The organism is Acinetobacter sp. ANC 4178 (assembly GCF_004331175.1).
Lineage (GTDB): Bacteria > Pseudomonadota > Gammaproteobacteria > Pseudomonadales > Moraxellaceae > Acinetobacter.
Map to the genome: position 1 here is coordinate 790,843 of NZ_SJOD01000001.1, position 22,928 is coordinate 813,770.

The 22,928-nt window shown below is 40.0% G+C and carries 20 protein-coding genes; 2 read left to right on the forward strand and 18 right to left on the reverse strand.

The genetic code is table 11. From position 1 onward, the window contains the following. Positions 1-4: 4 nt before the first annotated feature. The 5 genes from E0H87_RS03715 to E0H87_RS03735 all read right to left on the reverse strand — a co-directional run bounded on the left by E0H87_RS03715 (position 5) and on the right by E0H87_RS03735 (position 5,861). Positions 5-2,242, reverse strand: a complete 2,238-nt coding sequence (locus E0H87_RS03715) for a DUF6160 family protein (protein WP_131322362.1) — start codon at positions 2,240-2,242, stop codon at positions 5-7. A gap of 23 nt (positions 2,243-2,265) precedes the next feature. Next, the gene (locus tag E0H87_RS03720; RefSeq protein ID WP_131322363.1) at positions 2,266-2,883 is read right to left on the reverse strand and encodes a hypothetical protein; all 618 of its coding nucleotides are present in this window, start codon (positions 2,881-2,883) and stop codon (positions 2,266-2,268) included. A 10-nt stretch (positions 2,884-2,893) separates the two neighbouring features. Next, complete coding sequence (locus tag E0H87_RS03725; protein ID WP_131322364.1) at positions 2,894-4,291, reverse strand: hypothetical protein; 1,398 nt, start codon at positions 4,289-4,291, stop codon at positions 2,894-2,896. Positions 4,292-4,570: 279 nt separating this feature from the next. Continuing rightward, positions 4,571-5,140 carry a dCTP deaminase gene (gene dcd, locus E0H87_RS03730; protein ID WP_099338403.1) on the reverse strand — a complete coding sequence of 190 codons (570 nt, stop codon included), beginning with the start codon at positions 5,138-5,140 and terminating at the stop codon, positions 4,571-4,573. A 127-nt stretch (positions 5,141-5,267) separates the two neighbouring features. Then, the gene (locus E0H87_RS03735; protein ID WP_131322365.1) at positions 5,268-5,861 is read right to left on the reverse strand and encodes a LysE family translocator; all 594 of its coding nucleotides are present in this window, start codon (positions 5,859-5,861) and stop codon (positions 5,268-5,270) included. A gap of 369 nt (positions 5,862-6,230) precedes the next feature. Here E0H87_RS03735 and E0H87_RS03740 point away from each other — a divergent pair, with 369 nt between their 5' ends. Beyond that, complete coding sequence (locus E0H87_RS03740; RefSeq protein WP_131322366.1) at positions 6,231-6,770, forward strand: DUF2062 domain-containing protein; 540 nt, start codon at positions 6,231-6,233, stop codon at positions 6,768-6,770. A gap of 70 nt (positions 6,771-6,840) precedes the next feature. On the opposite strand, the gene apbC is transcribed toward E0H87_RS03740, so the two are convergent. The 4 genes from apbC to E0H87_RS03760 all read right to left on the reverse strand — a co-directional run bounded on the left by apbC (position 6,841) and on the right by E0H87_RS03760 (position 10,995). Then, positions 6,841-8,094 (reverse strand): iron-sulfur cluster carrier protein ApbC, encoded by a 1,254-nt coding sequence (gene apbC / locus E0H87_RS03745; RefSeq protein WP_131322367.1) that lies wholly within the window; start codon positions 8,092-8,094, stop codon positions 6,841-6,843. 713 nt (positions 8,095-8,807) lie between these two features. Further along, a complete protein-coding gene (locus tag E0H87_RS03750) occupies positions 8,808-9,281 on the reverse strand; it encodes a hypothetical protein (RefSeq protein WP_131322368.1) in 474 nt (157 codons plus the stop codon). Positions 9,282-9,423: 142 nt separating this feature from the next. Next, the gene (locus E0H87_RS03755; protein WP_131322369.1) at positions 9,424-10,224 is read right to left on the reverse strand and encodes a hypothetical protein; all 801 of its coding nucleotides are present in this window, start codon (positions 10,222-10,224) and stop codon (positions 9,424-9,426) included. A 138-nt stretch (positions 10,225-10,362) separates the two neighbouring features. Next, entirely contained in the window at positions 10,363-10,995 is a 633-nt protein-coding gene (locus E0H87_RS03760) for a hypothetical protein (RefSeq protein ID WP_227547298.1), read from the reverse strand. 189 nt (positions 10,996-11,184) lie between these two features. Between E0H87_RS03760 and metG the strand changes: the two genes are divergently transcribed. Further along, positions 11,185-13,245: a methionine--tRNA ligase gene (metG, locus tag E0H87_RS03765; RefSeq protein WP_131322370.1), complete on the forward strand. Its 2,061-nt coding sequence runs from the start codon at positions 11,185-11,187 to the stop codon at positions 13,243-13,245. An 837-nt stretch (positions 13,246-14,082) separates the two neighbouring features. Here the strand turns inward: metG and E0H87_RS03770 are convergent. From E0H87_RS03770 to E0H87_RS03810, 9 genes are all read right to left on the reverse strand, one after another. Beyond that, positions 14,083-14,604 carry a hypothetical protein gene (locus E0H87_RS03770; protein WP_131322371.1) on the reverse strand — a complete coding sequence of 174 codons (522 nt, stop codon included), beginning with the start codon at positions 14,602-14,604 and terminating at the stop codon, positions 14,083-14,085. 52 nt (positions 14,605-14,656) lie between these two features. After that, the gene (locus tag E0H87_RS03775; RefSeq protein ID WP_131322372.1) at positions 14,657-15,268 is read right to left on the reverse strand and encodes a DUF805 domain-containing protein; all 612 of its coding nucleotides are present in this window, start codon (positions 15,266-15,268) and stop codon (positions 14,657-14,659) included. A 313-nt stretch (positions 15,269-15,581) separates the two neighbouring features. Then, entirely contained in the window at positions 15,582-16,184 is a 603-nt protein-coding gene (locus E0H87_RS03780) for a gamma carbonic anhydrase family protein (protein WP_131322373.1), read from the reverse strand. A 35-nt stretch (positions 16,185-16,219) separates the two neighbouring features. Further along, positions 16,220-17,161 carry a phenylacetic acid degradation operon negative regulatory protein PaaX gene (paaX, locus tag E0H87_RS03785; RefSeq protein ID WP_131322374.1) on the reverse strand — a complete coding sequence of 314 codons (942 nt, stop codon included), beginning with the start codon at positions 17,159-17,161 and terminating at the stop codon, positions 16,220-16,222. Positions 17,162-17,226: 65 nt separating this feature from the next. Continuing rightward, the gene (gene paaK, locus E0H87_RS03790; protein ID WP_131322375.1) at positions 17,227-18,519 is read right to left on the reverse strand and encodes a phenylacetate--CoA ligase PaaK; all 1,293 of its coding nucleotides are present in this window, start codon (positions 18,517-18,519) and stop codon (positions 17,227-17,229) included. Positions 18,520-18,579: 60 nt separating this feature from the next. Further along, positions 18,580-19,791, reverse strand: a complete 1,212-nt coding sequence (pcaF, locus tag E0H87_RS03795) for a 3-oxoadipyl-CoA thiolase (protein WP_131322376.1) — start codon at positions 19,789-19,791, stop codon at positions 18,580-18,582. Positions 19,792-19,804: 13 nt separating this feature from the next. Continuing rightward, on the reverse strand, positions 19,805-21,361 hold the full coding sequence (locus tag E0H87_RS03800; protein ID WP_131322377.1) for a 3-hydroxyacyl-CoA dehydrogenase: 1,557 nt from the start codon (positions 21,359-21,361) through the stop codon (positions 19,805-19,807). A gap of 3 nt (positions 21,362-21,364) precedes the next feature. After that, the gene (gene paaG / locus E0H87_RS03805) at positions 21,365-22,156 is read right to left on the reverse strand and encodes a 2-(1,2-epoxy-1,2-dihydrophenyl)acetyl-CoA isomerase PaaG (RefSeq protein ID WP_016167092.1); all 792 of its coding nucleotides are present in this window, start codon (positions 22,154-22,156) and stop codon (positions 21,365-21,367) included. Further along, on the reverse strand, positions 22,156-22,926 hold the full coding sequence (locus E0H87_RS03810; protein ID WP_131322378.1) for an enoyl-CoA hydratase-related protein: 771 nt from the start codon (positions 22,924-22,926) through the stop codon (positions 22,156-22,158). Before E0H87_RS03810 ends, paaG begins: the two co-directional genes overlap by 1 nt. Between the last annotated feature and the right edge of the window lie 2 nt (positions 22,927-22,928).

Sequence of the window (22,928 nt, forward strand, 5' to 3'; positions counted from 1 at the left end):
CTTTTTATCTTGGGGTAATGCCAAAACTGCTACGAATATTCCCGCCAGTGAACACCATTGTGCCTAAATTCTGCGCTCGATCTGCTGTCGGGTATAAATTTACATCGGCTTTTAAAACCCCAGCAGCCTGATTAGTTGGATTTAAACGAATGTTATTATTAAATTTAACCTGATCCTTCTCTACTAAAATTTTGGCATTCAAATCAAGTTCACCTTGAATTCGGTCAAAACCAATCGTTGCATTGTCTTGAACATTGGTCAAATGTAGATAGTTTTTATTGGTGGTGGCATCTGAAGCATTTAGCTTAATATTGCCTTGAATGGCTAAATGGTTATCTGCTGCAGTGCCCGGTAAGATATTCAATTGTGCGGAAGAATCCAAACGCAATGCCAATCCGAATAACACATCATCCGTATTGGTAAAACTATTGACTGGAACAAAACAATTTAAGCTTGTGGTTGCGGCATTGGCACAGGCAGCAGCTTCATAGCGACTCCCTGGTAGCTGCCCTAATGCAATCTCGGCACCCATTGCAATGACTAAACGCGGCATGTCTAATTTAATGCCTGATTGTTCCATTGCCAGTACGCCTTGCGCATCCATAAAGAAATCAATATTGCGTAGCCCCGTATAGTAGTTCACCTCTTCCGCAGTATTGAAACTATTCGGAGCACCATCAATCAAAATAATCGAAGTAGTTTTAGTGCCTGCTGCATCACGTCCCTGTGTGGACATGGTTAAACCGAAACCAATGGCTTCAGCATTATTTGCACCATAAGTCATGCCGTATAAACCTAAATTGGCATTCAAATTATAAATGGGAATGCCCAGCCCCCATGTTGCACTTTGGGTCGTAATTTGATGGCTTGCATCATTACTGTTATTGGCAATAAATTTGGCATTGCGTGCAATGGCTTGGAAATCCATGCCCCGTACTGCAATTGCGACAGCATTCTGTGCATTATTACTTAAATTATAACGACCAATGCCTGCTTGCTTACCCAATAGTTTGGCAATATTTTGCCCAATTTCAAACTCTAATGATTTGGTTTGCACCGCATTAATATAAATGTCACCAAAATTAATATAGGCCAAATTATTATTGGCTACCAAACTAGCACCACTTTGAGTCCGAATTTGTAATGGGGTTAAATTACCAAACTCTATGGCATAAGAATTCTTACCCGTATGCCCAAGCTCAAATTTTGTTCCTTCCGCAGTCACGACTCCAGATGCATTTTTCTCATCACGGGTAAAACTGGTTTTCACATTCAGATGTAACCCCGTTGAACCCGTCATTTGAGTGCTTGACGTTGAAGCTCCTTCTGCACCACCCAAATTCGTGCGGTCAGCATTGACCGAGATTTCTGCATCTCGGAGTCGTCCAGATGCACCTAAACGAATAATGGAATTGAGTTGGTCTGTATTCTCATTGGCGGTATACGATTTTCCATCATTGCCGACATTGGTTTTATACCGCACATCAATATTAAACCCTGGTCGCGTCTTACCCGGATTATCCAAATCTTGAACACGTTCAAGGACAACTTCATTCACTGTGCTATCTGAAGCATTTGGAGAGTTTGTCGATAACACCATGCCTTTATTGGCATCTAAATATAAATAACCAGTCCCTTTAAAATTAAAGTTAAAATCTTTTAGAATAAATTGGTTATATTGATTACCATTTTTTAGCGTGTGGAAAATATTGGCATTTTGCAGACCAAATTCCAAATAGGCTTTATCTTTTGAGTTAAATAAACCACTCCGCGTTTCTAAGACAAAATTCATCGGTGCCCGATTTTGCAGAGTTAAAGCACCCAAGGTGTTTTGGTTCGCGCAATCTGCACCACGCGTACCATCGCCACACACAGCCACTTTGGCAATATGAATATTGGCAGGATTAACCACTGCCTCTATCCGCATTCCGGTTTTATTGGCATTGGTGCCCACATCAAGCTTAACTTTTCCGCCAATTTTATTATTATCAATTTTACTCACTTCAATATTATTCAAGGAAAGATTCAGATTCCCTGAAGTACCATTTGAGAAATTGGTATTGTCTTTCCAATTTAATTGGTCAATGGTTACTCGGTCTGTTTCATAACTTAAGCTAATTCCATCCTGCCCTGAAACAGTACGCAAGCTTTGATCTGAAAGTGCTTCTAAAGCATAAATCTGCTGCGCCAATAAAACACTTGAAGCCAACACACTGAGTTTTATAATTTTGTTTGTACTCATTCACAGTTCCTTATGTGATTGAATTAACAACGTGACGTTGCAGTAGAATTACAGCTAAAAAACTTCATTGTTCCCGATAGGGCTAAATTTCCATGCATATTTAAGCCAGTAAAGCCAGTCTCTAAACCACGATCAAACACAGACTCATGCGATGAACTATAAGTGGTTTGCTTTAAATAACCTTTTTGCGCATCACTCGTACCTGTATCTTTTTCAATCGCCAGCGCCTCAAAACCAAAATTACGAATCTGGATCGGATATCCGTCTAGAAAAGTCACTTTCATTGCTGTTTTATAGCCTGCACTGGTGGTTACTGTTGTGCCATCCAATTGAAATTTATCGATCGCAATTGTGCCCTGTATTTTTTTGAAAACCAGCCAATATAAGTTTCCACTGGCATCTTTACGATTACTCACGTTAAAAGCTAAACGGCAAAATTCATTACCTGCACCATTACAGGAATACTCATAAGGGACTTCAGTAGTATTGGTCGGCAAGTTATGGTTTAAAGAAAATGACCAACTTAAATCTGCCCCGCCTTGTCCACGTATATTCGATAATTGGTTCGCATCTAATGCATCTAAGGCTGCCGAAGCATACTGAGAACTCAACATTAGGGCAGCAAGAATATAATGTTTCATCTATTTCTCCTTATAGCCCTGTTGTCGTAATTTTCAGATGTTGAATTAACATTCCATCGATCGCTGCGGACCCTAAATTGGTCTTGGTTCCTGTTGGAGTAACAAAACTCACCCCTATCGCATTGGTACTAGTATCTGCTTTTAAAAATTTATTGTTATTGGTAAAGCCTACCGTACCAATTGAAATACTGCCGTGTGTGGCGGTATTTCCCTGATAGGTTTGTCCCATCGTGATTGGGTCACCACAGTATTGGACATTACAAGTTGAACCCTTATACGCCGAAGTTGTACCAGCTGCCAATGCCGTATAATCGGTATAAATTTGTTGATAAACATTGGCTTTATTTGGAATACGGGTCAATTCAATCACAAAGTTTTGCCCATCTGCTGCGGTATCAACAATCAAGGGTTGATAGACACTGCCTAATACCAAGTTAATATTTGGGCTATATAAAAACACGCCATCGTTTGCATTAAAATTGGGTGCTGAGGTTTTAGAAATTGCAGGAGTGGTTAAATCGTTAGTTATATCTGTGGCTAAAGTTTCGGCCGTACTAATACGTAATGCCTTAGATTTATCTTCAGTTGCAGCGGTTGGATTATCATTGGTATTTAATCGAATGAGTGCTGCTAAACCTAAAGTATTGTTATAAGACGTTGGCAGCGATGAACTTGCTGCTCCCCCCAAAGTCTGAAATAACTTTAAATTCGAACCATTCAAAGACAGACCATTCGCTACCATTTGCAGTCTTAAACGACTGTCTAAACCATTTAAATTTGCTGGTGCACCATTTTTAGCATCGACAGGTGCAGCCACCAAAGGATTACGTGCAAAGAAATCTCCCCACAAGCCCAGTTTAATATTATTATCCGCTGCGGTATTGGCGGCACCATCAAGGACATAGGGTGCTTCTAAAGATAAATAACTAAAATCCTGTGCAATCCCTGCAAAGTCATATACCACCCGATTTGCGGTAGTACTAATAGACTTCACACTAAATACCCAAGGATTGGTTTCTTGTCCCCAATTAAAGCCCAGATTACTAAAACGAGAATTTAAATTACTGTCCGATGCAGACAAAGCTAAACCATAAAGAAAGACATCTGCTTTTTTTGCACCCGCGGTTTTAGCCGTATCTGAAAGTGGCCCTACGGGAATAAAACGCACAAACCCTGTGTCATAGTTACGATTGGCTAAACGCGTTTGATTCTGTGCCGCGGTTAAACCATCTTCGGCAGTTTGAAATACCATTTTGAAATTTTCAGGCAGAATAGCAATGCCTTCGCCAGTAGAATTACTTAATGCTTGATCTGAAAGTGCTTCTAAAGCAAAACTATAAGAACAACAGAGCCCAATCATGCTCGCCAGCAATGTTTTACGCAAAATTGTCGTATGCCGATCCGTCATCGCGACCTTCCTTGTTATTTGATGCTCCGCACCATTATTTTGTTCATCCTAGACTTGGTTATGCTTTGTTTTACTGTCAAATGCTTCCCTATTAGGCACATTTCACCAAGACATTTTTAATCCTCATTATGCTGAATAATTACACGATTGCAAAAAAAACTCGGAAAATGCCGACATTTTCCGATGAATGAAGATTCAGTGTGGCCCATTTTTTAATCATAAAAAAAACCTATTTGACTGAACAAATAGGTTTTTAGCGATACAACAACTTACTGCGAATTAGGCTTTCGGTAAAGTAACACCCGTTTGCCCTTGGTACTTCCCGCCACGATCTTTGTAAGAAGTCTCACACACTTCATCACTTTCAAAAAACAGCATTTGCGCAACACCTTCACCTGCATAAATACGCGCTGGCAAATTGGTGGTGTTAGAAAATTCAAGTGTGACGTGACCTTCCCATTCTGGTTCTAACGGCGTCACGTTCACAATAATACCGCAGCGTGCATAAGTCGACTTACCAAGACACACGGTTAACACATTACGGGGAATACGGAAATATTCCACAGTACGTGCTAAAGCAAATGAGTTCGGTGGAATGATGCAAACATCAGACTCGATATCAATAAAACTTTTTTCATCGAAATGTTTTGGATCGACAATTGCAGAGTGAACATTGGTGAACACTTTAAATTCACGTGCACAACGAACATCATAGCCATAACTCGACACGCCATAAGAAATGAGCTTTTCACCATTCTCATCCAAACGCACCTGATTTTCCGCATACGGTTCAATCATGCCGTGTTTTTCGCTCATTTCGCGAATCCAACGATCAGACTTAATAGCCATTATTCTATTTCCAAAACTTCAAGCAATTCTTGCGCTGTACTTTAACTTAATTCAGCCCCAATGAAAATACGGGCACATGTGATGCTGCACACTTTGAAAATACGAATTCAATAGCGTGCTTGGAAAATTAAAGGTTTAATAATGCCGAATAACTCAGCGGAATAGAAAAACTGACTAACACAACCGATGCTGTTTTTTGCAAATTAGATTTCGTTAACCAGCGCACGCGATTGGTTGCCAAGATCGAACCAATAAAAGTCCAGAAAAAAGCAATTGGAACAATCAAAATCAGAAAGACCAACATATGTGCCATGTAAGCATCTACACTGCTCCAAACCACTGCTGGAAAAATAGCAGAAGCAAATAAAAGCGCTTTAGGATTCAACAAAGTTGCACAAAATAACTCACGCGCACGAATGGTTGGTTGATTAAAACTTTCTTCTACATCAGCCGTTTTCCAAAGCCTAATGGCTAGAAATAAAATGTAGCTGGCACTAAAAAGTTTAAGTACAGTGGGAATGACAGGATAATGACGCGATACGGTACCAATAATGATACCCCACACGGTAATAGAAATTAGATAACCAAATGCTTCTGCAGGAATAAGACGAAATGATTTTCGAATACCCACCTGAATACCAGATGAAGCAAGTAGAGTATTGGTAGGACCTGGGGTTAATAATAAAGAAACCACCAATCCTATAAAGAACAAAGAAACCATACCCTTACCTCACATTTGAGTGGATGAAGCGTAGTTGAATTGTTTCAATATAGCAAAAAAAATATTGTAAAGGAAAATTGTAAAAGTTTTCGGACTTTCACATACCCAATAAAAATCATCATCTTAACAATAACAAGCTTCATAAAACCTATGAGTCACGCGGTAAAGATATATGATTTTTTTGTCATAATTCATTTAATTTTCATGTCGTGCTCTACAATTTAAAACCATGATTCAGCTATTTTTTTAAGTTTATTTTCAGCTTTGTATGTAACTCTACAGCATAGCTCCTTACAGCAAAAAGGTGAATCAACTATCGTTTTTCACTTAAATCATGCACAATACCTTGTCCTGAAAAGCTGATTTCGTATGGCAAAGAAATTTTTCCAATCGTGGCTTCCCTCTCCTGAAAAAGTCAATCAACTGAAGTTTATGCGGATTTTTGGTCAGCGCACCTTAAATCCTGTGCTTTGGTACGTCAATCGAAAATCAATTTCCCATGCGGTATTTATTGGCACTTTTTGGGGCATTCTACCTGTGCCATTTCACAGTGTATTTATTGTACTGACTGTATTACTTATTGAAGTCAATCTACCGCTGAGCTTAACCCTTGCATGGTTATCTAACCCGCTCACCGTCGTGCCTATTTTGTATTTAGGCTTCTGGTTAGGCAGTAAAATTTTCCACGTCAATATGATTGATAAAGATATGATTTTAGGGGTATTACACCAAATTTTAAACTGGGTTAAAAACTTTGGGCATGGTCATATTGATCTACATCTGGCCAAAATTTTAGTGACAGGCTTAGTGTTAGAAGCATTGTTAACTGCATTTATTCTTTATATTTGCACACGTATTATTTGGCGATGGTCGGTGCTTCGTAAATGGAATAAAAGACTCCATTCCTAAAAAAGAAATACCCAACCAAAACCATCATGTAAAAAGGGATGTTACGATCAACATCCCTTTTTTATCAACCTTAAAAAATCCGATTTTTATCTTTATCCGACTGGATTAATTGTGCTGCGATTTTTTCCGCAATCGCCAAGTAGCTTTCTGCCGCTGCATCACCTACAAGGACAGAAGGCTGACCTGCATCTGCATTTTCGCGGATGGATGCATCAAGCGGTAAACGTCCCAAGAGTGGAATGTGATATTGCTGTGACAATTTATCACCTCCACCTGTACCGAAAATTTGCTCCTCGAAACCACAATTCGAGCAAATATGAGTCGACATATTTTCAATCACACCCATGACTGGAATTTGCACGCGGTTAAACAATTCAATACCTTTGGTCGCATCCATGAGTGCCACATTTTGTGGCGTAGTCACAATCACCGCACCCGTGACTGGAATACGCTGCGCCAAGGTTAATTGAATATCCCCCGTTCCTGGTGGCATATCAATGACCAGTACATCCAAATCTGGCCATAAAGTCTGGTTAAACAATTGCATTAATGCACCAGTCGCTTTAGGGCCACGCCATGCTACAGGGGTATTATTGTCACCGGTTAAATGCCCAATAGACAACACTGCAAGTCCATATGCATCGAGCGGTACGAAGTTTTCAGCTTCAATCATCGGGGTTTTACCAGCATTGCCCAACATAGTTGGAATACTTGGACCATAAATGTCCGCATCTAAAACACCAACTTTTAATCCCAACTGCTGCAATGCCAAAGCCAAATTGACCGTTGTCGTAGATTTACCAACACCACCTTTGCCTGACGACACTAAAATCACATTTTGAATACGTGGATGCTTAGGCACATCACGTTGTTGTGGGGCTGCTTTGGCAATAGGTGGATTATTTGGATCTGCTTCAGGGGGCGTTGTCGCTGTTGCATCCATGACTGGCGGTAAATTGGTTTTTTCTGTTTTAGATGAGCTTGCACAGCTTTCGCCTTGCGCGTGATTATGCCCACAGCCAGCAGATTTTTCGGCATGGGCTGTTTTTTGTTGAATCACATGCATATTAAGTTCCTGAATCCCACATTTTTCTAGAGATTCAGCCAGATCATCATGAATTTGCTGTAAATGATCGGCTTCTTCAGGGTAGGTATTAATAGTGATTTGTAATACACGACCTTGCACATTAATTTGTGAAATACGGTCTTTTAAGGCGTGATTTGAATTCGGCAGAAGATATTGTTGTAAAACCTGCTGGATTTCTTCTTCTTTCACCTCCTGAGCGGGTGAAAAAACGGATTTAAGTGAAGAAAGCCACGACATACATTTACTCCAAATCTGGATTACAGCTGAATGACATAGTTTAACGGTTATTTTCCGTTAGGTTAAGCATTTCACCGCGGCACATTGGCAATAAAACCAGAAAAAACCAAGTATTTAAGTCAGATATTATTCGACTGTGTTTTCCGCACGATCTCACGAAAATTTTAGCGGCTTATTAATGATAACCAGTTAACAATTTACATGATGTTTTATTAATCAAAACACATTAAATTTTAGAATACACATTTCAACTCATTTTACCTTTAGAGCACTTTACTCAAAACACTTGGGCAACCTACAAACCAGAAATTTAAACAGGAGACTGCTATGAAAATACGGCATATTTTAGTGTTCAGTTTAATATGTTTCAGCATATCCCCACGTATTTAGACTGCCACGCAACAAGTGTCCAGTTTAGCTACATCGTCAGGGGGTGGTGTTACATATTGGCGATAGTTATCAAGAACTCGCAACGTATATGGGACAATCTCCCAACGCCATGAGCAGTTCAACCGTTATTGAAAATCAAAAAAATACATCGCAATGCACTATATTTATGAAATAGAAGGCAAACGCTATACCATTACTGTGGTGAATGACCGAGTTCGTCAAATCGAATGGGTCAGCTTGAATCCTTAATGTCATTCACAACTTCAACCATCCAACGTCCATGTCGAATGCGTACAGATTCAACCTGACCAAGATGAGTTCAATTAGTTCTGATCGTGATCATCTTTTTTAAATTTGTTGAGCGTGTCCGTAGCAGCTTTTTTCAGTTCATCAAATTTTTCAGTTGCCTGAACTTTAAGTTCATCAAATTTGACCGATGCTTCTTGTTTCAGCTCTGCCGACTTGACCTTTGCTTCGTCAAATAAATGATTGGCTTCAGCTTTTAAATGTTCATACTTTTCTTGAGCCTGATGCTGCACGTCTGCCCATTTGGCTTTGGCATCTTCAATGGTGCTATCAAAACCAGCATCTTCGTCCGCAGCCTGTTGCTCGTCCAGTTTCTGCTTCACATCATCCAGTTTTTGCTCTGCATCTTGTTTGACTTCGACCGCAGCACTCTTTAAATCATCAAGCGCTTTTTCACCTTCAGTTTGGGCATCTTTTACGACTTGTTTTAAATCATCGCCCAGTTCTGCTGCTTTGTCTTTTAATTCATCAATTTTATTTTCAACAGTCATTGTTACACCTTTTTCTGTTATGGCATCTACTTATAGTTATACCGCGATCAAGGCAGATTAAAATGCAAAACAGCATATTGAAACAATAGCTGTACAGGATGCAGCAATTTAAATGCCATCCTGTACCTCTAGAAGGAAGAGACTAACGCTTTAAAGTACTAATAAAGCTGATGACAGCAAACAACCAAATAAACAAAATGAAACTGCGTGCCTGAGTAAAATGAGTCACGTCTGCTCCATGTACCATATTATGACGGCTGGCAGTGACACTTGAACTCGCATCCATTTTTAAGGCTTCAAGACTCAGAAAATACGGATTGATTTCACTGGCAATTTTGACTTTATGCCATAAGCTTTTGACTTCATGACCTTTCAAACCAGGCACGATTTTATACACATCGACAAACTTGGTTTGATTTTGCTGTAAATAACCATGCTCAATCAGCGCATCCGTCAAAATCCCTTCAATTTGACCATAAAGAACCGTAATACAACCTGCATAACACTGCTGTTGATATAGTTTTAAGGTTTCTTCAATCACGCTGCGGCGCTGAGCTTGAAACGCGCCCAAATCCATCGCATCATACGCTTCAAGTAAAGCCGCTTGAAAATAGTCAGTTTGGATTAAAGTAGGCAATTGAAACTCAGCCATGGCCGCTTCTTTTTGATTGGCCATTTGCCAAAAATACAACAGATTGAGCACGTCATTGGCCATCGGCTCATCACTTTCGTACTCAAGCTGATCGGCCATTACTGCAAAATACGGATCTTCAGACTCGAGCTGACGGAGCGACTCGAGCAATTGTGCATGTGGTCGACTCCCCATTGAAGCAAGATATTGCTCAGCAGTTTTTAGGATATGGCTGCCCAATTGTTTTTGATTATCTGCATTTTGCTTAATGCGTGTGACGGGTTGGTCGAAATCAAAATCATCATCGATCATGGACTACATACTCTTAAAAGCGGGCTGAATGCACGTATTATCACTGTTATTCGCGCATGAATATAGCGAAAATACGCATTAGTGTTAGATTCAAACATTTGAGCTTTGGTAATCCACGTAAAAGAGATTTAAATTCATTTAGTCGATGACGTATACACTGAATAGCAAATTTTCCTTTTCAGAAATTGCCCAATAATCATGAGGCCGCACATCTTTGTCGGCTAGCTTTTTAAATTGCTGCTCCATACAAGCTTGTTCTACAATTTTAATCAGTTGCTCAGAACCATAAACAATAAAAGAATCATGGGCTTTATAATCATTATGACTTTTTAACCATTCCTCTGGCTGTACATAGTGAATATTGGAATGCCAACTTTTCCAACGCTTTTTAATGGTCGGTTTAATACATTCAATCTGAGTGCTTTGTGGTTGAATTTCTTGCTGTTGTAACTGAAGTAAAAACTGCTTTTTGGTCTGTGCATCCAAAGGATAAACCACAACCCAAGCACCATGATCACCCACATGCATCCGCTTATAAAAGAACACATGTTCAGCCAAATGAGGGAAAGTCTGACGGTCATAGTTCTGACTTTGTAGCACTCTTTCTGCATTTTGCTTATCTCTTATATTTCCAAACCAAATCGAAAATGCAAGATAGAGGACGATGATCACAGCCAACAACAATATAAAGGTGTAACCAACCAGTTTTAACACCCCGTCTAAAATTTTATTCGAAAGATCAGTAAACTTTTTTATGCTCTTATTCGACAATGTATTTCCTATTGATTTTTCTTTTTCAACATCATACTGAAATTGACGATAGATACTCAATCTAACCAATCAAGTCATACTGGCTTTAGTCTCATTTGAAAACTTTTCACCGATTCACTTGTGCAAGTCGCGGCTATCTAAGGTAAAATCGTTGACCTTATATAAAATACGAATGAGAGAGTCATATCCGTGCGTAATATTTTAGTCACTAACGCCCTACCATACGCCAATGGCCCCATCCATATGGGACACTTACTCGGTTATATCCAAGCAGATATTTGGGTTCGTGCCATGCGTGCAATGGGACACGATGTGACTTATGTATGTGCGGATGATGCTCACGGTACAGCCATCATGCTACGTGCCGAAGCCAATGGTATTTCACCTGAAGATCAAATTGCCAACGTACAAAAAGAACACATCCGTGATTTTGATGGTTTCGGTGTGCATTTCGACCATTATGATTCAACCCATAGTGATGAAAACCGTGTTCGCGCATCTGAAATTTATGTGAAAAACCGTGAAGCAGGCAATATTGCCATCCGTCCTGTCAACCAGCTTTTTGACCCTGAAAAAGGCATGTTCTTATCGGATCGTTTCATTAAAGGCACGTGCCCGAAATGTAAGTCGGAAGATCAATACGGCGATGCGTGTGAAGTCTGCGGTACAACCTACAATGCGACTGAACTTTTAAACCCGAAATCGACTTTAAGTGGTGCAACGCCTGTTGAGAAATCGTCAGATCATTACTTCTTTAAACTGCCGAATTTCTCAGAATATTTACAAAAATGGACGCGTGACCAAGGTCGCCTACCAGTTTCAATTGCCAACAAACTGGATGAATGGTTTGAAGCGGGTTTATCTGATTGGGATATTTCACGTGATGCACCGTATTTCGGTTTTGAAATTCCAGATGCACCAAACAAATATTTCTATGTTTGGGTGGATGCGCCGATTGGTTATATGTCTAGTTTTGAAAACTATATCAAAGCTAAACGTCCTGATTTAAGTTTTGATGACTTTTGGAAGAAAGACTCTGACAAAGAAGTCTATCACTTCATTGGTAAAGACATCGTTTACTTCCATGCCCTGTTCTGGCCTGCAATGCTTGAAGGTGCAAACTACCGTACGCCATCAGGTTTATTCGTCAACGGTTTCTTGACGGTGAATGGTCAAAAGATGTCGAAGTCTCGCGGTACATTCATCAAGGCTGAAACGTATTTAGAGCACTTAAACCCTGAATACTTACGTTACTACTTCGCGTCTAAACTGTCTGATAAAGTTGAAGACTCTGATCTGAACTTGGATGATTTCGTTCAGAAAGTAAACTCAGATTTGGTTGGTAAAGTGGTCAACATTGCCAGTCGCTGTGCAAAATTTATCAATACTAAATTTGATAATAAGTTAAGTGCAACTTGTGCAGAGCCTGAATTGGTACAAAGCTTTATTGATGCAGGCGATTCAATTGCGAAAGCCTATGAAGCACGTGAGTTCTCTGCTGCGATTCGTGAAATTATGGCGCTTGCAGATAAAGCCAACCAATATATTGATGAGAAAAAACCTTGGGCTTTAGCAAAAGTTGAGGGCGAAGAACAGCAAGTACATGATGTATGTTCGGTCGGGATTAACCTGTTCCGTCAATTGGCTGTGTACTTGGCACCTGTACTTCCAACCTTAGCGGCTCAAGTTCAAGATTTCTTAAAACTAGATCGTTTTGACTTTGCTTCTGCTCAAACAGCATTGGTCGATCATGAAATTGCATTGTTCCAACCTTTAATGCAACGTGTAGACCCGAAAGCCGTTGCGGCAATGGTCGATGCATCTAAAGACTCTTTAGCGGCTGCGGCTGAACCTGTAAAAGTTGAAAAGAAAAAAGAGAAGAAAGCTGCACCTGCGAAAGCTGAACCTAAAGTCGGCGAAGCTGAAATTATTGGTATTGAAGACTTTATGAAAGTTGACCTTCGTGTTGCTGAAGTTTTAGAAGCTGCAACGGTTGAAGGTTCGGATAAATTGCTTCAATTAACTTTAAACGTGGGTGAAGCTGAACCACGTAACGTGTTTAGTGGTATTCGTGAGTTCTACCAACCAGAAGACCTTAAAGGTAAATTGGTGGTGATGGTAGCTAACCTTGCACCACGTAAAATGCGTTTTGGTATTTCTAACGGTATGGTACTTGCAGCGGGTAATGGCGAAGGTGTCTGGGTGATTTCACCTGAATCTGGCGCTAAACCGGGTGATAAAGTTTCTTAAGATTTGATTCTTAAATAAAAAGAGCCTCTACGAATGTAGGGGCTTTTTTATTGCAACAAAATATTACTTTACTTTTCTATTGTTTATGGTAAATAAAATATTAGTAATTAATATAAGCTGCCTTAAATGATTAGAACAAGTATTTTGGATTTACCACCCTTATTTTTAGGTATTTTCCTCGGGTGGATATATGCATATTTTTTTTACAGCAATGAATTACTATCAAAGATAGCTATATTTTTTGGATTAAAGTCAAGTTATTTCATCTGCATTACGTTCATATTATTTATTTATACATTAATTAAAAAACCATTAGAAAAAGAAACATCATTATTAGTAATAATATTTTTTAATTTTTTTTCATTAAAAAATGGTTTACTCTGTATTACTGGTTTTTTATGTTTTCTTGGTTTTTATTCACTTAAAAATAATTTAAATGACTATTTACTTTTCTTTACTCAATCTATATATATTTACTTTTTAGTGTGTTGCATTAGGTTACTAGAAGAATATATTTTTTCTCAACTCATTAACCATTTTAAACCCTACTTTCAACAGATTATTATTCGAAAACAATAAGTTAAACTTTAGAATAAACTTTGGTGTTTTTAATAAAATAGATGATTTTCTAATTATTTCACTCAAATTGTGATCTTTATCAGGTGATAAAGTATCTTTAAATTTAATTCTTAAATAAAAAGCCTCTACATTGTAGGGGCTTTTTTTAAATCATATGAACTAGTTTTTTCACTAATAGATAGTTTTTTGATTAATTAATCTATTTAACAAAATTAAAGTCGTAATATCATAAAACATCTTCTCATATATAATTTAATATTATCCATTTTTCATATTTTTTGCTAACTCAGAAATCTGTTTTTTAAAGTTCATAGCTACTTTCTCAAAGCTTTCCTGAACTTTGACAAAATCTTCAACATTAATTTCTTTATCAACGTTCATATATTTAACCACATCACTTCTTGCTTTGTTAACTATTTCGTATTCATCCTTTAGTTCTGGAAAGTATATATTCAATAAAGTAATGAGTTTTTGAAAATCACCTGAATGAGATACCTTCGGATCTAGTATTAATTCGAACAAATCAGATTGCGTAATTTTTTTATTATGAAAGTACAAATAGTTTAAATAATGAATAGAAAAATATGTGTTCCATTTTTCAAATAATTCATACACATTTTCTAATTTATTCAATCTCAGCTCATTATTTTTTAATTGTAATTGAAATTTCAGATTTCTTTCTAAAGATTTCATATTAAAATAATTAGTAATAAAAACTGCCAATAAAGTCGAAATTGCTGTAATCAGAACAGCAAAAATAGGTATCATTTCTTTATTCATTTAATTCTATCTTAAACATAATTGATGTAGTTATATAAAATAGATTTTCTCATCACTTCGCTGGCTCTCCCCATTGGTTCGATTCTGGCTTGGTTTCCATTACAGTCCAAATCAGCAATGGAATAAGCCCAATAATGGTAAGTGCCAAAAGCATCCACCACCCCGAACGATTCACATCATGCAAGCGACGTGCCCCGACCGCGAGGGTTGGTAAAAAGAAGAACAATGAAAGTAAGCTAGAAATAGCATCGATACCACCTTCACTCACCCCCATAATACCCAGACTTAAACCAAGGATGAGTCCAATTAAAATTTGGAATAAATAGAAGTACCAATATTCTTTACGGCGTGCGCGCCCTGAGAAATTGACGTAATTCTTTAAACATTTCATGCTCCAATCGAAAAAACCAAAGTTTTCTTCGGCTTGCAATTGTTCTGTGTGTTGATTATTTGTTTTTTTAAAAACAGGCTGACGCGCAAATGCCTGCACATAAATACTGACAGCCTGATTTAACTCATTCACAGCAAAATCGACATTTTGACCAGGTGCGGGTGAAGTATGATCTTTCCATTCCGAACCAAAAAAGCTGTAGCGCTTTCCATCGTCTCCTTGAATCACGCCTTCATTAATCTGGAAATTAAAATCTACTAATGTACCTTTCATTATAAAGTTCCAATTGATATTCAATATTTTATTGTTGGAAGATTCATCATACTGGAACATTTTATTTTATAAAACACATTCATGTAACAGGCTCTAAAATGCCTTACTGGCATTTTTAAAAGGCTGTGTCCATTCAAGTTTTTACCAATAAAATCGATGCGAAAAGTTATCTTATACCCAACACAAAATGGGAAGATTTTCGCTAGCTAAAATGTGAAGTGTTGAAGAATATTGAAGATATTAAGTTTAAAGATAGATACAGATACACAAAGAAATGGCTCCACGTGAAGCCATATATTCCAAAGTCTCAACGTTAAACTGCTTTGCTCTTAATCACATGGTCAGTATTAAAATGCTTATGGGTTAAGCGTTCTGTCGTGTTTTCCATTAAGGGCTCAACCTCCTGCATTGTATTTAAACAACGTGTGGTCAGATCAATATATTGCTGTGTGCCTTTGAACTTCCACGCAATTTCTTTTTCTTCCAAGCAACGAATCACACGTGCAGGACTGCCGACCACCAAGGAATTTGCTGGAATTTCAGCTTTGGCTTTCACCGTGCTATTGGCACCGACAATGGTATTTTCACCAATAATAGCTTCATCCAAAATTACGCTGTTCATGCCAATTAAGACATTTTTAGCAATATGGCAACCATGCAAAATTGCGCCATGTCCAATATGACCAAACTCTTCCACCACAGTCACATTGTTTGGAAAACCATGAATAATACAGGAATCCTGCACATTGGCATTTTTATGAATATGAATGCCGCCAAAGTCTGCGCGCAAGGCAGCAAAAGGACCAATATAAGCCCCTTCTTCAACAATCACATCCCCAATTAAAACTGCTGTAGGATGCACATAAGCTTTGGGGCTCACCACGGGAATGACACCATCGATGGCATAACACGGCATAGTTTCTTCCTTAAACTGTAGGGCTATATTTAAGCTTAGTAACTCGGCTCTTCCTGCTTTAAGCCACCAAAACGCTTATAGAATTGTGGATGTGCAGGTGGCATTGAACCTTCAGACGTCCGTGCGATGTCGAGGAAGAATTCATCCCCTGCCAGCACCACGGTTTGATACAGATTACTGCTTAAATTACGTGAATTGAGCGACAGCCAGTTCGATGGCAATAATTCAAAAGGTAAATTTGGATCTTTCAGTAAAATTCGACGATATTGATGAATCAATAGAATACGAATCTGAAACGCTTGCATCGGATTCAATTCTTCTTCGCTTTCGACCAAATTAAAGAATTCTCTGAAATCACTGATGAACTTTTCATAACGCTGATGCAGCTCTTGTACTGGCCAATTGATTTCGACCATACGTTTTACCGTTGGATAAGACTCTTGCCATAACTGCAAGGCTTCTGCTTTAAAGATTACCACTTGATCGGTCATTTTTAAGCTGAGCAACAGATTTTGTAATTTCAGATGATCACAGCCGGGATATGCCATAACATTGGTAGCGATATTGGCAAAACCGAGCCATTCCAACTCTTTTTTCAAGGTGACTTTATTTTCCAGTTCCACCGAACTGAGTAAGACCAGATCCCATTTTTGGTCCCACTCTTGTTGAGTAAAACTATAAATTTTCTGGTCTGCCATAATGAAACGTTGGCGACTGCTTTCCGTGACACGGTAGTAACTGGTGCGTCCAATTTTCTCGGAAATCAGCCAACCATTTTGGACAAGGCGAAATACGGCTGTACGAACTGAACGCTCGTTAAAACCAAACACATCCATTAACTGAATTAAGCTGGCCAGACTAATAATGCCACCACGGTGAAAAATACAGTCACCAAAGATGGTCATAATCAGCGAGGTACCGCTCAGTGCTTCGTTGCTAATGAAATCATCAATAACTTGTTTTAATTTTAGATTCATTTCGTTCAACTATTACCTTGTCAGATCAGAATGATAAATCATGAGATCTATCATTCAACTAAAACTTATGCCGATTTTCGAATATCAAAGACGCGTTGCGCTTTCCCCTCAGAACGTGGCAGGCTGCCTTCTGGTAAAATTTCAACCATGACTGAAATACCGACCATGGTTTTAATTTGGGCTTTCAATAAAGCGGCGATTTGCGGCGTCAATGTTTCACTCACATCTCTACGCATTTCAGCACGAATATGCAAAGTATCCAAGTGTCCTTGTTTGCAAATTTGAATTTGGTAGTTCGGCACCAATTGCGGAATGTGCAAAATTTGCTCTTCAATTTGTGATGGGAACACATTTACGCCACGAATAATCATCATGTCATCACTACGACCCACAATTTTATCCATACGGCGCATAGGGCGCGCAGTCCCCGGCAATAAGCGGGTCAAATCGCGGGTACGGTAGCGAATCACGGGCATGCCTTCTTTGGTAATGGTCGTGAATACTAACTCGCCCAACTCACCATCTGGGAGCACTTCACCTGTTTCAGGGTGAATAATTTCTGGATAGAAGTGATCTTCCCAAATGGTCGGACCGTCTTTACTTTCTAGGCATTCCATCGCAACGCCCGGCCCCATCACTTCGGATAAGCCATAAATGTCCAAGGCATCAATGCCTAAACGATCTTCAATCTCACGGCGCATTTCATTGGTCCACGGTTCAGCACCAAAAATGCCTGTTTTAATAGAGCAATCTTTTGCGGTACCAAATTTCTTTTCTAATGCTTCAATAATATTTAAGCAGTACGATGGCGTCACCATCAACGCTGTCGGCTTAAAGTCCTGAATCAATTGCGCTTGGCGCTCAGTTTGACCACCAGACATAGGAATCACGGTTGCACCCAAACGTTCTACGCCATAATGCGCACCCAGACCACCTGTAAACAGACCGTAGCCATAAGACACTTGAATAATATCTTTATTCGACAATCCTGCTGCACGTAATGAGCGCGCGACCACGTCTGACCAGACATTAATGTCATTTTGGGTATACCCTACAACAGTCGGCTGACCTGTTGTACCCGATGATGCATGAATACGGATAATCTGTTCTTGTGGTACTGCGAACATGCCAAACGGATAGTTATCACGTAAATCTTTTTTGGTGGTGAACGGAAATTTTGCCAAGTCTTCTAAAGATTTGAAATCATCAGGATGTACCCCTGCTTCATCAAATTTCTTTTTATAGACTGGGCTATTTTGATAGGCGTGTTGCAGTGTCTTTTTCATGCGCTCCAATTGCACACTACGTAATTCATCCACTGATACCGTTTCAATTTTTTCCATTGCATTGTTATTCATATTGTTAATTCCTTAAGCAGTCTTCCTGACTGCGAGTTAATTCATTTTGGAATGAAGTCCTTAATCCACATTTTCTATAATCAGTGCGACACCCTGTCCTACACCGACACACATGGTGCAGAGTGCATATTTTCCTTTGCGTCGTTTAAGTTCTTTCATCGCAGTAATCACCAAACGGGTTCCACTCATTCCCAGTGGATGACCCAATGCAATGGCACCACCATTTGGATTGACACGCTGATCATCGTCTTGCAAACCCAATTCACGCATCACGGCAAGTGACTGCGCTGCAAAGGCTTCATTCAGTTCAATCACATCCATTTGATCAAGACTTAAGCCCGTTTGCTTCAAGATTTTTTGTACCGCAGGCACAGGACCAATGCCCATATATTTGGCTTCAACACCTGCTTGGGCAATTGCCACCACTTTCGCCAATGGTTTTAAGCCATGTTTAGATGCAAATTCTTGACTACCCAATAACATACAAGCTGCGCCATCATTGACACCTGAGGCATTACCCGCAGTCACCGAACCGCCTTCTTTACGGAAAGGGGCTTTTAAAGCAGCCAGTGTATCGACTGTGGTATCTGCACGTGGGTGCTCATCACTCGCAATCGTAATGCTATTTTTCTTACGGTCTTGAATGGTCACAGGCAAAATTTCTTCTGCCAAAATACCATTTTGCTGTGCCAGTGCGGTTTTTTGCTGACTGCGGTAGGCAAATAAGTCTTGATCATCACGACTAATTTGATACTTTTCCGCCACGTGTTCAGCCGTTTCAGGCATGCTATCCACACCAAAAGTGGCTTTAAATTTTGGATTGATAAAACGCCAGCCAATGGTGGTATCGAAGATTTCAGGCGTACGGCTAAATGCAGTCGTCGCTTTAGATTGTACAAATGGTGCACGGCTCATCGACTCTACACCACCTGCCAATACAAACTGGACTTCTCCCGATTTAATGGCACGTGCTGCAAGTCCTACCGCATCTAAACCAGAAGCGCATAAACGGTTCACGGTAATTGCAGGAACTGAATCGGGTAAACCCGCCAATAAGGATGCCATACGCGCGACATTACGGTTATCTTCACCTGCTTGGTTGGCACAACCTAAAATCACCTCATCCAATTCTTCCCAAGGCAAATGCGGATGTTGATTTTTCAAATATTGAATCGGTAATGCGGCCAAATCATCGGCACGAATGCCACTTAAACCACCTGCATAGCGACCAATCGGTGTACGAATGCCGTCTAAAATATAAACTTGTTCCATTTGTCTTCTTCCTTTAGCCTGCAATAAGAAATTGTTGTGATTGCGGGCTGTTTTGCACCTGTCCTCGTGCAGTTTTCTTCGCTAAATATATACTTGGTCTGTAGCGTTCTTCACCATAAACACGATACAGATTTTTAAGAATTTGTAAAATAGTGTTGTATCCAATTTTTTCCGCCCACTGGAACGGACCTTGTGGATAATTCACACCATATTTCATTGCAGAATCAATATCTTGCTCAGATGCAATTCCATGTAAAACTGCTTCACATGCTTCATTCACCAACATGGAAATAGTTCGTAACACATAAAGTCCTGCATGATCCTGTGTCCAAAGTGGTATCACATCCATACCAATGAACAAAATATCAACAATGGACTGATCAACTTCCGAACATGCCACTGAAGCTACAACAGGAATCGCTTTGGCTTGCGCCCAATCTGCATGCCAATCCATCAACACGACTTTCTGATCTGCATAATCCAAATCAACCGACTCGCCCAATGAAAGACGGATTGAAACTTCACCGACTAGGATTTCATCCTGCACGCCTTCTTGATACTTCACTTCAAGATGCGAAGCATGTGCCAAGCGTTGAATCAAGCCTGAAGAATGTTTCCAATCACCTTTGACCGTGACCGCCAATTTCTCAACCGATTTGGCATAACGCACAGGCAATTCAAACTGTGGGCTTGGCGTTGCTTGCGCATAATCGTAAAAACCTTGTTGGGTTTTACGACCCAAACAACCGGCATCGACCAATTCTTTTTGAATCAGCGATGGACGATAACGTGGCTCATAAAAGAATTCTTGATAAACACTTTGTGTGACCGAAAAATTGACATCCTGACCAATTAAATCAGTCAATTCACACGGTCCCATGGCAAAGCGGCCACATTCACGCAGAATAAAATCTAATTGTTCAGGGCGTGTGACATTTTCCTGTAACGCTCGGAAGGCTTCCGCATAATATGGACGTGCCACACGATTCACAATAAAACCTGGGGTAGATTTTGCCAAGACGGGTACTTTTTTCCACGAGGTCATCAGTTCCAACAAAGCATCGGCAATCGCTGCTGAACTTTTTAAGCCACGAATAATTTCTACCAATTTCATCACAGGTGCGGGGTTAAAGAAATGTAACCCAACGACACGCTCTGGGTGCGGAATTGCAGCCGCAATGGCTGTAATCGAAATTGAAGAGGTATTCGATGCAAAAATTGTTTCTTTAGAACACACTTCGGCCAACTGTTGAAATAAGCTTTGCTTGACTTCTTTCTTTTCCACAACCGCTTCAATAATCAATTGTGCGGATGCTAACTGTGACAATTCCTGTGCAATGCTTAAATTGGCAAAGGTGCTGTCATACAGTTCCTGCGTCATTTTTCCAGCTTGCACACGTTTCGTCAGTTGCGCAGCAAGTTGTTGTAATGCAGCTTCAGTTTTACTGACATCCACATCATATACAAAGGTTGGATGCCCATGCATCGCGGCCAATTGGGCGATACCAATTCCCATGGTACCTGCACCAATTACAGCGACAGGCGCTTGCTGTAAATTGATCTTATCCATGTTTTAGCAACCTTTATATTCTGGGGTGCGCTTTTGCATAAAGGCTTGTACGCCTTCACGGTAATCACTTGAACGACCTGCCAAACGCTGTAAATCACGTTCTAGAATCAACTGATCATCTAAATTATTGTGTGCAGCCGCATGAATGGCTTTCTTAATCAGGGATAAACCATAAGTCGGTTGTTTTGCCAAATGTTCAGCCAGTTTTTGTGATTCTGCTTTCAAGGCATCATCTTCAACCACTTGCCAAATCATGCCTAATTGCACCGCTTGCTCTGCTGGAATTTTATCGCCCAACATGGCTAAGCCCATTGCCTGCGCACGACCCACCAAGCGTGGCAGGAACCATGTGCCACCAGAATCTGGAACCAAGCCTAAGCGGCAAAACGCTTGGATAAATGATGCTGATTTTGCAGCAACCACCAAGTCACAAGCCAAAGCAATGTTGGCACCCGCACCTGCTGCAACACCATTCACGGCACAGATCACAGGTTTAGGCATTTCAGTAATCAGTTTGATCAACGGGTTGTAATATTTTTCAATCGACAAGCCTAAATCGGGCGCGTCTGCATTGGGGTCCACCACACGGTCATTTAAGTCCTGACCTGCACAGAAACCACGACCTTCTGCCGAAATCACCACTGCACGAATATTGCTGTCTTTCGACCATGCTTTGAGTACGCTCGATACTTCTTTGTGCATGGTTTCATTAAAGCTGTTAAGTTGTTGTGGACGGTTAAAAGTGAGATAGCCCACTGCATTTTTTTCTTCAACGATTACGGTTTGGTATTCCATTACACACCTCTAAATTCTGGTTTTCTTTTCTCTAAAAAGGCATTGATGCCTTCTTGACGATCTTGTGTTGCCGCCAACCAAACAAAATGCTGACGTTCTAGCTTTAAGCCTTGACTTAAAGTCACTTCATGAATCGATTTTAAAGATTGCTTGATGACACGAATCGCCAATGGCGCTTGTTTGGCAATTTTTTCCGCCAATTCCACGGCGTATTGCACAGTTAAGCCCACTGGACACACTTGGCTAGTAATGCCATGTTGCAGCGCGGTTTGTGCAGAAATCATTTCACCTGTCATTGCCCAACGCATGGTGAGTTGCTGTCCCACCAAACGTGCTAAACGCTGTGTACCACCTGCACCTGGCAACATGCCTAAGCCAATTTCAGGTAAAGCAAATTGTGCATTTTCACCCGCAAGCACGATGTCACCATGCAGTGCCAGCTCAAAACCCGCACCAAAGGCATAACCATTAATTGCCATAATTAAGGGTTTAGAAAACTCATCAATACGCTTCCACAATTGTGGGCGCAGGTCTTGCTGAATACTGACCACATCTAGCTTAGACAATTCATTTAAGTCTGCACCTGCGGCAAAACATTGTGAATTACCTGTAATCACCACCGCTTTGACCGACGAATCTGCTTCTAACTGTTGCAGGCAGTCAGCAATTTCTTGCAAGGTGGCATTGTTTAAGGCATTGCGTTTTTCAGGTCGATTCAGTTCAATCAGTGCTACGCCTGATTTTGGAGAACTGGTTTTAATGTATTCCATCT

What these genes read in the sequence shown, in the direction of transcription:
- E0H87_RS03715 (WP_131322362.1), bottom strand. Translation starts at nt 2,242, where the DNA reads ATGAGTACAAACAAAATTATAAAACTCAGTGTGTTGGCTTCAAGTGTT.
- E0H87_RS03740 (WP_131322366.1), top strand. Translation starts at nt 6,231, where the DNA reads ATGGCAAAGAAATTTTTCCAATCGTGGCTTCCCTCTCCTGAAAAAGTC.
- E0H87_RS03725 (WP_131322364.1), bottom strand. Translation starts at nt 4,291, where the DNA reads ATGACGGATCGGCATACGACAATTTTGCGTAAAACATTGCTGGCGAGC.
- E0H87_RS03800 (WP_131322377.1), bottom strand. Translation starts at nt 21,361, where the DNA reads ATGGATAAGATCAATTTACAGCAAGCGCCTGTCGCTGTAATTGGTGCA.
- E0H87_RS03755 (WP_131322369.1), bottom strand. Translation starts at nt 10,224, where the DNA reads ATGATCGATGATGATTTTGATTTCGACCAACCCGTCACACGCATTAAG.
- E0H87_RS03750 (WP_131322368.1), bottom strand. Translation starts at nt 9,281, where the DNA reads ATGACTGTTGAAAATAAAATTGATGAATTAAAAGACAAAGCAGCAGAA.
- E0H87_RS03735 (WP_131322365.1), bottom strand. Translation starts at nt 5,861, where the DNA reads ATGGTTTCTTTGTTCTTTATAGGATTGGTGGTTTCTTTATTATTAACC.
- E0H87_RS03770 (WP_131322371.1), bottom strand. Translation starts at nt 14,604, where the DNA reads ATGAATAAAGAAATGATACCTATTTTTGCTGTTCTGATTACAGCAATT.
- E0H87_RS03775 (WP_131322372.1), bottom strand. Translation starts at nt 15,268, where the DNA reads ATGAAAGGTACATTAGTAGATTTTAATTTCCAGATTAATGAAGGCGTG.
- dcd (WP_099338403.1), bottom strand. Translation starts at nt 5,140, where the DNA reads ATGGCTATTAAGTCTGATCGTTGGATTCGCGAAATGAGCGAAAAACAC.
- E0H87_RS03780 (WP_131322373.1), bottom strand. Translation starts at nt 16,184, where the DNA reads ATGCCGTGTTATGCCATCGATGGTGTCATTCCCGTGGTGAGCCCCAAA.
- apbC (WP_131322367.1), bottom strand. Translation starts at nt 8,094, where the DNA reads ATGTCGTGGCTTTCTTCACTTAAATCCGTTTTTTCACCCGCTCAGGAG.
- E0H87_RS03810 (WP_131322378.1), bottom strand. Translation starts at nt 22,926, where the DNA reads ATGGAATACATTAAAACCAGTTCTCCAAAATCAGGCGTAGCACTGATT.
- paaK (WP_131322375.1), bottom strand. Translation starts at nt 18,519, where the DNA reads ATGAATAACAATGCAATGGAAAAAATTGAAACGGTATCAGTGGATGAA.
- pcaF (WP_131322376.1), bottom strand. Translation starts at nt 19,791, where the DNA reads ATGGAACAAGTTTATATTTTAGACGGCATTCGTACACCGATTGGTCGC.
- paaG (WP_016167092.1), bottom strand. Translation starts at nt 22,156, where the DNA reads ATGGAATACCAAACCGTAATCGTTGAAGAAAAAAATGCAGTGGGCTAT.
- E0H87_RS03720 (WP_131322363.1), bottom strand. Translation starts at nt 2,883, where the DNA reads ATGAAACATTATATTCTTGCTGCCCTAATGTTGAGTTCTCAGTATGCT.
- paaX (WP_131322374.1), bottom strand. Translation starts at nt 17,161, where the DNA reads ATGAATCTAAAATTAAAACAAGTTATTGATGATTTCATTAGCAACGAA.